The 11175-nt window shown below is 74.8% G+C and carries 8 protein-coding genes; 5 read left to right on the top strand and 3 right to left on the bottom strand.

Annotated elements, in window-relative coordinates:
* Positions 1–395: 395 nt before the first annotated feature.
* Together IE248_RS22175 and IE248_RS22170 are read right to left on the bottom strand one after the other, a co-directional pair.
* A complete protein-coding gene (locus IE248_RS22175) occupies positions 396–2273 on the bottom strand; it encodes an ABC transporter ATP-binding protein (RefSeq protein WP_190031489.1) in 1878 nt (625 codons plus the stop codon).
* On the bottom strand, positions 2270–3967 hold the full coding sequence (locus IE248_RS22170) for an ABC transporter ATP-binding protein (RefSeq protein WP_190031488.1): 1698 nt from the start codon (positions 3965–3967) through the stop codon (positions 2270–2272). The genes IE248_RS22175 and IE248_RS22170 overlap by 4 nt, the downstream gene beginning before the upstream one ends.
* Positions 3968–4156: 189 nt before the next feature.
* Between IE248_RS22170 and IE248_RS22165 the strand changes: the two genes are divergently transcribed.
* The 4 genes from IE248_RS22165 to IE248_RS22150 are packed head-to-tail and all read left to right on the top strand — an operon-like array spanning position 4157 to position 8835.
* Positions 4157–5227, top strand: a complete 1071-nt coding sequence (locus IE248_RS22165) for a FecCD family ABC transporter permease (protein WP_229895451.1) — start codon at positions 4157–4159, stop codon at positions 5225–5227.
* Positions 5224–6336: a FecCD family ABC transporter permease gene (locus IE248_RS22160; protein ID WP_190031487.1), complete on the top strand. Its 1113-nt coding sequence runs from the start codon at positions 5224–5226 to the stop codon at positions 6334–6336. Before IE248_RS22165 ends, IE248_RS22160 begins: the two co-directional genes overlap by 4 nt.
* Complete coding sequence (locus IE248_RS22155) at positions 6333–7250, top strand: ABC transporter ATP-binding protein (RefSeq protein WP_190031486.1); 918 nt, start codon at positions 6333–6335, stop codon at positions 7248–7250. The genes IE248_RS22160 and IE248_RS22155 overlap by 4 nt, the downstream gene beginning before the upstream one ends.
* Positions 7251–7263: 13 nt before the next feature.
* Positions 7264–8835: an amidohydrolase gene (locus IE248_RS22150; protein ID WP_190031485.1), complete on the top strand. Its 1572-nt coding sequence runs from the start codon at positions 7264–7266 to the stop codon at positions 8833–8835.
* A 45-nt stretch (positions 8836–8880) separates the two neighbouring features.
* On the opposite strand, the gene IE248_RS22145 is transcribed toward IE248_RS22150, so the two are convergent.
* Positions 8881–9975: a carboxylate-amine ligase gene (locus IE248_RS22145; protein ID WP_073794062.1), complete on the bottom strand. Its 1095-nt coding sequence runs from the start codon at positions 9973–9975 to the stop codon at positions 8881–8883.
* A gap of 160 nt (positions 9976–10135) precedes the next feature.
* Between IE248_RS22145 and IE248_RS22140 the strand changes: the two genes are divergently transcribed.
* Positions 10136–11158: a cation diffusion facilitator family transporter gene (locus tag IE248_RS22140; RefSeq protein ID WP_190031484.1), complete on the top strand. Its 1023-nt coding sequence runs from the start codon at positions 10136–10138 to the stop codon at positions 11156–11158.
* The last annotated feature ends 17 nt before the right edge of the window (positions 11159–11175 follow it).

The following is an 11175-nucleotide window of genomic DNA, read 5'->3' as shown; positions in this document are numbered from 1 at the left end:
AACCGGGGTGCCGGGGGCGCGGCTTGGCAGCGTTGCGGAGGCCGGCCGGGCAAACCCGTCCGGCCGCCGGTCCGCGATGCGACCCCCTCGGGGAGTGTGGTGTTCACCGGCGATTCGACCACCGGCTGCCAACGGCTGGAGAGCGAGGCCGGTCTCGGCTTCGGCCACCCGCTGCGCGTCGCGGGCGAGCCCGCTGGCAGACGGACGTGCTCGTTGCCGCCCGGACGTGGTGTCGGTCCTCGTCCGGGTCAACGACATGGTCTGGCGGCGCGCCGGCCCGGACCCGAAGCCCCAGGTCGTGCGCGGGCCCGCCCGCAGGTACGGCGCGCCTCCCTCGCCGCCGACGGCACGTTCGCCGGGCTCGCCGCGGCGGCCCGGCCGCCGGTGGCGTGGCGTCAGGCCTCGCCCCCGCTGGGGCGGGGCCGTGGGACCGCGCCCGGCGCCGGGCCGGGGCGGCGGCTGTCCGACCAGGCCGCCCAGAGAGCCGCGTACCGGCCTCCCGCGGCGACGAGTTCGGCGTGCGTGCCGGTCTCGACGACCCTCCCCCGGTCCAGGACGACGATCCGGTCGGCGGTCGCCGCCTGCGGGAGGCGGTGGGCGACCAGCAGGCCGGTCCGCCCCTCCAGGGCGCGCAGCGCGGCCGCTTCCAGGGTGCGGGCGCCGGCGCTCCCGGCGTCGGCGGTGGCCTCGTCCAGGATCGCCACCGGCGGATCGGCGAGCACCAGGCGGGCCAGGGCCAGCTGCTGGGCCTGGGTCACCGTGAGCCGGTGCCCGCCCTCACCGACCACGGTGGCGGCTCCCTCCGGCAGCGCCTCCACCCAGGCGAGGGCGTCGACCCGGGCGAGCGCGGCGGCGATCTCCGCGTCGCTCGCCCCGGGCCGGGCCAGCCGCAGGTCTTCGGCCAGGGGCCCGGCGAAGACGTGGACCTCCTGGCTGATCAGGGTCACGGTCCGCCGTACGCCCGCCGGGCCGAGCGCGCGGGTGTCGGCCCCGCCGAGCTCCACGGAGCCGCCGGCCGGCCGGTGGACCCCGGCGATCAGCTTCGCCAGGGTGGTCTTCCCGGCTCCGCTGGCGCCGACCAGGGCCACCCGTTCCCCGGCGCGGACCTCCAGGTCGACCTCGCTCAGCACCGGGTGTCCGGGCGTGTAGGCGTGGCTCAGCGCCCGTACCCGTACGGAGGCGTCGGCCGGTTCGGCGGCCCCGGTGGGGCCCGGTTCGGCGGGCAGGGCGCTGACGCCGACGAGCCGGGCGAGGCCGGCCCCGGCGGACTGGGCGTCGTCGATGAGGAACAGGGCCGCGTTGACGGGGTTGAAGAGGCTGTGGAAGTACAGCGCGGCGGCGGTCGCGGTGCCGATGCTCACCGAACCGTCGCCGACCAGCAGGAAGCCGGTGACCAGGATGGCGGCGAGTCCGATGAACTCGGCAAGGTTGAGGCGGGAGAAGAACCCGGAGACCAGCCGGATCCCGCGCAGGGCCAGGTCGACGGCCTCCCGCGAGCGCTCCTCCAGGAGCCTGGTGTGCCGGCCGGTCAGACGGAACGCCCGGACGGTGCGGACGCCGCCGACGCTGTCGAGAAGCTGGTGCTGGAGCGCCCCGCTCGCCACCCGGTGCGCGGCGTACACGGGGACCGCGCGCGGGATGTACCAGCGGACGGTGAGGACGTGGACGGGGACGGCCGGCAGGACCGCGAGCAGGAACCGCCAGTCGAGCACGGCGAGTCCGAGGAGGGTCAGCGCGATGGTGAGCAGGGCGGTGGTGAACTCGGGCAGGGCGTGGCGCACGACCCGGGTGACGAGGGTGACGTCGCCGGTCACCCGGGAGGTCAGGTCGCCCGAGCCGGCCCGTTCCACGCGTTCCAGCGGGAGGTTCAGGGCCCGTTCGACGAACCGCTCGCGCAGTCCCGCGAGGACGGTCTCACCGAGGCGGGCGACGAGGGAGCCGCCGATGGCGGTGGCGACGCCGCGGCCGACGGCCACGGCGACGAGGAGGATCATCGGGAGGGTCAGGGAGGCGGTGCCCCGGTGCCCGGCCACCAGGTCGACCATGCGGCCCAGGAGCGGCGCGGTGAGCAGGCCGATGCCGGTGCCGAGGATCAGGACGGCGGCGGCGGTGAGGGCCTGGAGGCGGCGGCCGCGCAGCAGTTGGCCGACGGCGGCGAGGGTCTGCGCTCCGGTGGCGACGGGCAGGATGGCGCGCTCGCCGGCGTCACCGGCCGGCCCGGCGGCAGCGGCAGCAGCAGCGGGCACGGCTCCGGGTTCCGTCGTCGGGTTCATACGAGCACCACCGAGCGGTAGGCCGCGTCGGCGGAGACGAGTTCCCGGTGGTGGCCGTCGGCGGTGACGGCGCCGTCACCGATGACGACGACCCGGTCGGTGACGGCGAGCAGCGCCGGGCTGGTGGTGACGAGGAGGGTGGTGCGGCCCCGCCGCAGCTCGCGCAGCCGGCCGGCGATCAGCGATTCGGTGACGGTGTCCACGGCGGTGGTCGGGTCGTGCACCACCAGGACGTGCGGGTCGGCGGCCAGGGCCCTGGCCAGCGCGACCCGTTGGCGCTGTCCGCCCGAGAGGGAGCGGCCGCGTTCGCCGAGCGGGGTGTGCACGCCGCGGGGCAGGGCGCGGGCCACGTCGTCGGTGGTGGAGGCGGTGAGCACGGGCGCGAGGTCCGCTTCCGGAGTGTCCGCTCCGGCCCGTACGTTGTCCAGCAGGGTGGCCTCGAACAGGTCGGCGTCGTGGTGGGCGACGAGGATGGCGTGCCGCAGGGCGTCGGGGTCGAGGCGGGAGAGGGCGATCCCGCCGAGCTCGACGGTGCCTTCGTCGGGGTCGCTCTCGCGGCCCAGGCACAGCAGCAGGTCGGTGGCGGCGGCCGGGTCCGGGGAGACGACGCCGACCAGGCTGCCCTCCTCGATGTCGAGGTCGATCCCGCGCAGGGCGCCGTACGAGAGTCCGCGCAGCCGCAGTCCTCCGGTGACCGGGCGGGGCAGGGCGGCGGTTCCGGCGGGCACGGCGTGTGCGCAGCCGAGCACCTCGCCGATCCGCTCGGCGGAGGCGCGGCCCTGGGCGAACTCGCCGCTGACGTAGGTCAGGAGCTGGAACGGCCCGAGGAGGAACTGGGCCAGGCCCACGGCCGCGACGAGTTCGCCGACGCTGAGGGAGCCGTCCATCGCCAGGCGGGCGCCGACCAGGCCGATGACGGCGATGAAGACTCCGGTCAGGGAGAGGATCGCCCCGTCGTGCCGGGAGCGGCTGCGGGCCGCGCGCAGGGCGGCCGCGAGGGAGTCCTGGCTGGTGCGGCGGTAGCGGGCCACGGCGGCCTGTTCGGCGCCGATGCCCTTGAGCACGCGCAGTCCGGCGACGAGGTCGGCGGCGACTCCGGAGGCGTGCGCGGCCCGCTCCTGTTCGGCCTCGCTGCGCCGCTCCAGCGGAAGGCTGATGCGGTGCCCGAGCCAGAGCAGCGGGGGCACTCCGAGCAGGATGAGCAGGCCGAGGGGGACCGAGACGCGCAGCAGGGCGACGGCGCTGACGGCGAGTCCGGCGAGGGCGGCGACGAAGTACGGGAGCGCGGCGACCACGGCTCCCACCCGGGCGGCGTCGCCGGTGGCCATGGCGGTGAGCGCGCCGGGGAGCCGGCCGGTGTCGGCGCCGCCGCGGGGGTCGAGGATCCGGGCGGCGAGTTCGGTGCGCAGGCGGTGGGCTGCGAGTTCGCCGGAGCCGTCGGTGATGCGGGCCGCGGTGCGGTAGCAGGTGGACAGGAGGAGGAACAGCGCGGCGAGGATCCCCAGCCAGCGCAGGAGCGCGGTGGTGGATCCGGTGGCCACGGCCCGGTCGATGATGACGCCGATGACGACGGGCACCATGGCCTCGCACGCCTGGTGTGTCGTACCGAGGAGCGAGGCGGCGGCGACCCGGCGCCGCTGCCCGCTGATCGCGCGCCGGAGGACGGAGCCTCCGGGTGGACTTCCCTCAGCCATGCGGGACCTCCGAAGTGGCCTCTAGTTAGGTAAGGCTACTCTAATGTTCGAGACTCGGAACCGGGTGCGAATCCACCTCACTCACCCGGACTGCCCAGGTCTGCAAGGCCGTTGACCCTGTCGAGTTCATTCGGTTAGCCTCACCTAAGTTATCGCTTCGCGAACCAAAGGTCGCCGAGGGGAGCCGTGTTGTCGGTCGAGACCCGGGCGACGGCCGGGAGCGGCGCCGCGGAGGCGGCCGCCCCGGCCCCGCGCAGGACCGCCGTGACCGCCCTGCGCGGCGCGGGCCTGCTCGTCGCCCTCGCCGCGCTCATCCTGATCTCCTTGCTCAGCGTCTGGCTGGGCACCCGGGACATCCCGTTCACCTCCACCTGGAGCGTGCTGTGGAACCCCGACGGGTCACAGACCTCCGTGATCATCCACAGTTACCGGATCCCGCGGACCGTGCTCGGCCTGCTGGTGGGCATCGCCCTCGGCCTGTCGGGCGCCCTCATGCAGGCCCTGACCCGCAACCCGCTGGCCGATCCCGGCCTGTTGGGCGTGAGCCTCGGGGCCTCGACGGGCGTGGTGGTGGCCATCGCCTTCCTCGGCGTCGGCTCGGCCCTCGGCTACGTCTGGTTCGCCTTCGCCGGAGCCGCCCTCGCCTCGGTCGCCGTCTACCTGCTGGGCTCGGCGGGCCGCAAACTGGCCACCCCCGACCGGCTGGTGGTCGCCGGGGCGGCGGTGACCGCGGTGCTGTACGCCTTCAACTCCGCCGTCCTGCTCCTCGATCCCCGGGCCTTCAACCAGTTCCGCTTCTGGACGGTGGGCGCGCTCGCCGGCCGCCGGATGGACGTGGTGTGGGTGATCGCGCCCTTCGTCGTGACCGGGCTGGTCCTCGCGCTGCTGCTGGCCCCCTCCCTCAACGCCCTCGCCATGGGCGAACAGCTGGGCAGGGCCCTGGGGGTGAACATCGGCCGCACCCGAGTCCTCGGGGTCGTCTCCGTGATGCTGCTGTGCGGGGCGGCGACCGCCGCCGCCGGGCCGATCGGCTTCGTCGGCCTGGTGGTCCCGCACGTGGCGCGCTTCGTGGTCGGCCCCGACCAGCGCTGGGTGATGGCGTACTCGATGCTGCTGGCGCCGGTCCTGCTGATCGGCTCGGACGTGCTGGGCCGGGTGCTCGGGGCGCCCGGGGAGGTACAGGTGGGCATCGTCACCGCGTTCATCGGGGCGCCGCTCTTCCTCGTCCTGTGCCGCCGCCGGAAGCTGGTCATGCTGTGAGCCCCGCTCCGGAGGCGAGGACCTCCGCTCCGCCCGCACCGGCCGGCCGGCCCGGCGCCCGCCCCCGGGTGGTCACCGGCCGGGTCGTACGCAGCCGCCGGGGCCGTGTCTCCCTGCGCTTCCACGGCCGTTCGCTGGCCGTCACCGCGGCGCTGGCCGTCGTACTGGTGGCGGTCGTGCTGGTCTCGCTGACCACCGGCGACTTCGCCCTCCCGGTCCCCGAGGTGCTCCGGGCCCTGGCCGGCAAGGGCTCCGGCGGCGCCGACTTCATCGTCAACACCCTGCGCATGCCCCGCCTGGTGACCGCCCTGTGCGTCGGCTCCGCCCTGTCCGTGAGCGGGGCCGTCCTGCAGAGCCTGACGCGCAACCCGCTGGGCAGCCCGGACATCATCGGCTTCACCAACGGTTCGGCGACCGGCGCGCTGGTCGTCATCGTCGTCCTGCACGGCAGCATGACCCAGATCGTCCTCGGCGCCCTGATCGGCGGACTGGGCACCGCCCTCGCCGTCTACCTCCTGGTGTTCGGCGGGGGCGTCCAGGGGTTCCGCCTCGTCGTCATGGGCATCGGCGTCAGCGCGCTGCTGCTCGCCGTCAACTCGTACCTGATCACCCGGGCCTCCTGGCAGGAGGCACTGGAGGCGCAGGCCTGGCTGATCGGCAGCCTGGGCAACCGCACCTGGGAGCACGCCACAGCGGTCGGGCTCGCGGTGGCGGTCCTGCTGCCGCCCACCTTCCTCCTCGGCGGCCGGCTGACCATGGTGGAGATGGGGGACGACACGGCGATGGCCCTCGGCGTGGACGTGGCCCGCAGCCGCACCGCCCTCCTCCTGATCAGCGTGGCGCTGGCCGCGTTCGCCACCGCGGTGACCGGGCCGATCTGGTTCATCGCGCTGGCGGCGCCCCAGCTCTCCCGCAAGCTGATCCGCTCCCCGGGATCCGGGCTGGTCCCGGCCGCCCTGATGGGCGCCGTCCTGCTGGCCGTGAGCGACCTCGTGGTGCAGCGCGTCTTCTCCCCCGCCCTCCTGCCGGTCGGTACGGCGACCGGCACCATCGGAGGGCTCTACCTCATCTGGCTGCTGGTCACCGAGTCGCGAAAGAGCCGCGCATGACACGTACGAGCGCTCCGGACGCCTCCCCCTCACCGGAGGGGGAACCGGCCGCCCGGACAGAACCGGCCCCGACGGCCCGGCTGCGGGCCGAGGGCCTGACCCTCTGCTACGAGCAACGCACCGTGGCCACCGGCCTCGGGGTCGTCATCCCCGACCGCTCCTTCACCGTGATCATCGGCCCCAACGCCTGCGGCAAGTCCACCCTCCTGAAGGCGCTCGCCCGGATGCTGAAGCCCAAGGCGGGCGAGGTCTACCTGGACGGGGCGGCCATCGCCTCCTACCGCTCCCGCGAGGTCGCCCGCCGGCTCGGCCTGCTCCCGCAGACCTCCACCGCGCCGGACGGCATCACGGTCGGCGACCTGGTGGCCCGCGGCCGCTACCCGCACCAGCGGATGCTCAAGCAGTGGTCGCCGCAGGACGAGGCCGCCGTCGTCGAGGCCATGGGGCAGACCGGCGTACTGGAGCTCGCGGACCGCCCCGTGGACGACCTCTCCGGCGGCCAGCGCCAGCGCGTCTGGCTGTCCATGGTGCTCGCCCAGCAGACCTCCGTACTGCTGCTGGACGAGCCGACCACCTACCTGGACATCGCCCACCAGGTGGAGGTCCTCAACCTCTGCGCCGACCTGCACGAGCGCCGCGGGCACACCATCGTCGCCGTGCTGCACGACCTCAACCAGGCCTGCCGGTACGCCAGTCACCTGGTGGTCATGAAACCCGGAGGCACGATCGCCGCCGAGGGGGACCCCTCGACGGTCATGACGGCCGAGCTGGTCCGGGAGGTCTTCGGTCTGCCCTGCCGGATCATCGAGGACCCGGAGACCGGTACCCCGCTGATGATCCCCACCGCCCGCACCCGCCACTTCACGGGTCCGGGGCACCAGGTGAATCCGCAATCCGTGGCACACACACCCTGAGGACCCGACTCCCATGCTCGACACGCGGCTGACCAACGCGCACGTCATCACCATGGACCCCGCCCACCCCGTCGCCCGTGACCTCGGCATCTGGCGCGGCCGCGTCGTCGGGCTCGACGGGGCCGTCACGGGTCTGCCCGCCCGCGAGGTCGTCGACCTCCAGGGCGCCACCGTGCTCCCGGGGTTCATCGACAGCCACGTCCACCTCGCCTGGACGGGCCTGAAGGCGGCCGCCCCGAGCGTGGCCCCCTGCACCCGGGCCGAGGACATCCTGGCCGTGGTGGCCCGGGCCGTCGCGGACCGGCCCGAGGGCGCCTGGGTGGACGTCGCCGGATACGACCAGCGGGCGCTGGGCCGCCACCTGACCGCCGCGGAACTGGACGAGGTCAGCGACGGCCGCAAGGTGTTCATGATCCACGACTCGGGGCACGGCTGCGTGGTCAACAGCGCCGTCCTGGACCTGCTCCCCGCCCCGGCCGCCGACGGGCAGGGCTTCCTCGCCGAGAGCGCCATGACCGCCGCCCGGCGGCTGCGGCTGCCGTACTCCCAGGAGGAGCTGGCCGGCGCGATCGAGCGCGCCGGCCGGCAGTGCCTGGCCGAGGGCATCACCGCCTGCGCCGAGGCCGGCATCGGCGGCGGGCTGCTCGGCCACAGCCCGGTCGAGGCGGGGGCGTACCAACTGCTGCGCGACCGGGGCCGGCTGCCGCTGCGCGTGCAGCTGATGGCCGCCGGGGACACCCTGCACCCGGTCGCCGCCCACCCGGCCGACGGCATCCCGCGGGCGCTCGGCCTCGGGCTGCGGACCGGATTCGGGGACGACTGGCTGTCCCTAGGCGCCCTCAAGATCTACACCGACGGCGGCATGATGGCCCGTACGGCCGCGCTCACCAGCCCGTACGAGGGGTCCGACGGCGCGGGCGAACTCCAGGACGCCCCGGAGCGGATCACCGACCTGATCGTCGCCGGCCATCTCGCCGGATGGCAGCTGGCGGTGCACGCCATCGGCGACCGCGCCGCGGACCTCGCCCTCGACGCCCTGGAGCGGGCCCAGCGGCTACGGCCCCGCCCGGGCGCCCGGCACCGCATCGAACACGCCGGGCTGATCCGCCCCGACCAGCTGCCGCGCTTCGCCGCCCTCGGGGTCAGCGCGGTGGTGCAGCCGCACTTCCTGCGCTCCTTCGGCGACGACTACGCGGCGATCATGGGCCCGGAGCGCGCCCCGTGGATGTACCGGGGCCGGGGCTTCCTCGACCGGGGCGTCACCCTGGTGGGCAGCTCCGACCGCCCCGTCACGGACGGCTCCCCGCTGCGCGCCGTCCAGTTCATGGTGGAGCGGGCCTCCGCCTCGGGACAGCCGATCGGCCCGGCCGAGGCGATCACCGTGGAGGAGGCGCTGTACGCGTACACCGCCGCCGGCGCGTTCGCCTGCCACTGGGAGGACGACGCGGGCAGCCTGAGCCCGGGCAAGCGGGCGGACCTGGTGGTGCTGGGCGACGATCCGCGCCGGGTGGAGACCTCGCGGATCGGGGACATCGAGGTACTGGAGACCTACGTGGACGGCAGGCCCACCGCGCACCTCGGCTGACCCCCGGGCCCCGGGCGGCGCGCGTCCCGGCCGGGCGCGCTCCCCTCAGTCGGACGCGGTCGCCCCGGTGATCAGGCCGAGCAGCCCCGGCAGCCCGCCCTCCGTCAGGGCGCGGCGCTGCCGGTCGGCGGGGGTGCCCTCCTGCAAGAGCCGGTGGACGAGGGCGCTCACCTGCCGGAAGTCACCCGCCTCCTCCAGGGCCGGGGTGATGTGGAGCAGCAGCGAGCACAGCACGTCGCCGCTGGTGTGCGGATGGCCCAGCGGATCCAGCAGGGTGCTGTTCAGGCCGTACCGGGCGGCGTGCCAGGTGCCCGCGCGCACCAGCTCCGGCGCGCACGGGGGCGCCGGGACGCCCGCCTTCTCCTCGGCGATGGCCGTGGCGACCAGGGCGCGGACGATGCCGGCGAGCATCACCGCGTCGTCGGCCCGCAGTTGCACGTCGGAGCACCGCACCTCGACGGTGGGGTAGCGGTCGGAGAGCCGGGCCTGCCAGTACACCTGGCCCCGGTCGGGGATCACCCCGGACGCCACCAGCGCCTCCAGGCGCTGTTCGTAGTCGAGGTGCCCCGCGAAGCGCGGCGGGGGTCCGCTGACGGGCCAGCGGCCGAACACGATGGTCCGCCAGCTCGCGAAGCCGGTGTCATGCCCGTCCCACACGGGCGAGTTGGCCGACATCGCGAGCAGCGTCGGGAGCCGATACCGGATCCGGTTCAGCACCGCCACGCCGGTCTCGGGGTCGGGGACCGCCACGTGCACGTGCATCCCGCAGATCAGGTGCTCGTCGACCAGCTGCCGGGCGTCCCCCTCCATCCTCAGGTAGCGCGGTGTCGGAGTCACCGGTACGGGGCTGGGGCCCCGGACCGGCGCGGCGCCGGTGGCGGCGATCCGGCAGCCGTTCGCCTCGGCCGCCGAGGCCATCGCGTGGCGCAGGCGCAGCAGGTGGCCCCCGACCTCCTCCAGGCTCGAACACACCGGGGTGGCCACTTCCACCTGGGCCTGGAGCAGCTCGTCCTGGACCTCGCCGCGCTCGGCGAGCGGCCCGAGGCCGGCCGTGCGGCGTACGTCCTCCACGAGCGGTGCGGGGACCCCGGTGTCCGGGTCCACCAGCAAGTACTCTTCTTCGACGCCAACCGTGATCACGCTCTGGGGCTACCCGGATACGTCATGATCACCCCCGTCGGCGGGGGAATGGGCCGGTCTCGCCCGATCCCGTCTGCTTGGGCGGCCGGGCCAGGGGCAGGCGCGGGGGTACGGGATGGCCCACCAGGGATCCCGTACGGTTCCGGCCCACGGAGGGTGCATGTCCCAGCCCGAGCGCGTCCAGCCCGAGCGAAGCGAATCCGGGCCGACCCCGGCCGAACGGGACACCGAGACCCGTTTCACGGTGTGGGTGGCCCTCGCGGCCAACCTGGTCATCTGCGTGGCCAAGGGCATCGGCGGCATCGTCGCCGCCTCTCCCGCGCTGCTGTCGGAGGCCGCCCACTCGGTGGCCGACAGTCTCAACGAGGTGTTCCTGCTGGCCTCGGTCAAGCGCAGCCGGCGCCCGGCCGACCGGCGGCACCCCTTCGGCTACGGCAAGGAGCGCTTCTTCTGGTCCCTGCTCGCCGCGGTGGGCATCTTCGTCACCGGAGGCTGCTTCTCGGTGTTCCAGGGCATCGAGGCCTTCCGTTCCGGCGCCTCCGAATCCCACGAGGGCTATCTGATCGGGCTGGCCGTGCTCTTCGTGGCGCTGCTCGCCGAGGGTGCCTCGCTGGTCCGCGCGGTCCGTCAGGTCCGCGCCGCGGCGGCGGCCGCCGGGCGCAGCACGGCCGAGGAGATCCGGGAAGGGCGCGATCCGGCGCTGCGGACCGTCCTGGCGGAGGACAGCACGGCCTGCGCGGGCGTGCTGCTGGCGATGGCCGGGATGGCCCTCCACATGGTGACCGGGCAGGTGGCGTACGAGGCGGCCGCCTCCATCCTGATCGGCGTCCTGCTGGTCTACGTGGCGTACGTGCTCGGCAAGGGGGCCCGGGCCCAGCTGATCGGCGAGGCGGCCGATCCCGCGCTGCAGCGCGAGGTGAAGGAGCTGCTGCGGCGGCAGCCGGAGATCGACTCGGTCCCCTCGCTGCTCACGATGCGCCTGGGGCCGGACTCGGCGCTGCTGGCCGCGTCCGTCGACCTGACGGCCGGGTACGACAGCGAGACCGTCGAGGACGCGATGGTCCGCATCCGGGGCGAGCTGAAGGCCCGCTGGCCGGAGCTGGACCGGGTGTTCCTCGACGTGACGGACGCCGCGGCGTCCCGGCGCGCGGCCGCCCACGGCCCCGGTCCGGCGGGTTCCTGAACCACCGGCGGGCCAAC

Source organism: Streptomyces goshikiensis, assembly GCF_014650555.1.
In the GTDB taxonomy this organism is placed as follows: domain Bacteria; phylum Actinomycetota; class Actinomycetes; order Streptomycetales; family Streptomycetaceae; genus Streptomyces; species Streptomyces goshikiensis.
The sequence above is the reverse complement of the archived record's forward strand: the minus strand, read 5'-3'. Positions and strand labels throughout refer to the sequence as shown.

Excerpts from the sequence above, each read along its gene's own strand:
- IE248_RS22140 (WP_190031484.1), top strand. The coding sequence starts at position 10,136 with ATGTCCCAGCCCGAGCGCGTCCAGCCCGAGCGAAGCGAATCCGGGCCG.
- IE248_RS22175 (WP_190031489.1), bottom strand. The coding sequence starts at position 2,273 with ATGAACCCGACGACGGAACCCGGAGCCGTGCCCGCTGCTGCTGCCGCT.
- IE248_RS22155 (WP_190031486.1), top strand. The coding sequence starts at position 6,333 with ATGACACGTACGAGCGCTCCGGACGCCTCCCCCTCACCGGAGGGGGAA.
- IE248_RS22150 (WP_190031485.1), top strand. The coding sequence starts at position 7,264 with ATGCTCGACACGCGGCTGACCAACGCGCACGTCATCACCATGGACCCC.
- IE248_RS22170 (WP_190031488.1), bottom strand. The coding sequence starts at position 3,967 with ATGGCTGAGGGAAGTCCACCCGGAGGCTCCGTCCTCCGGCGCGCGATC.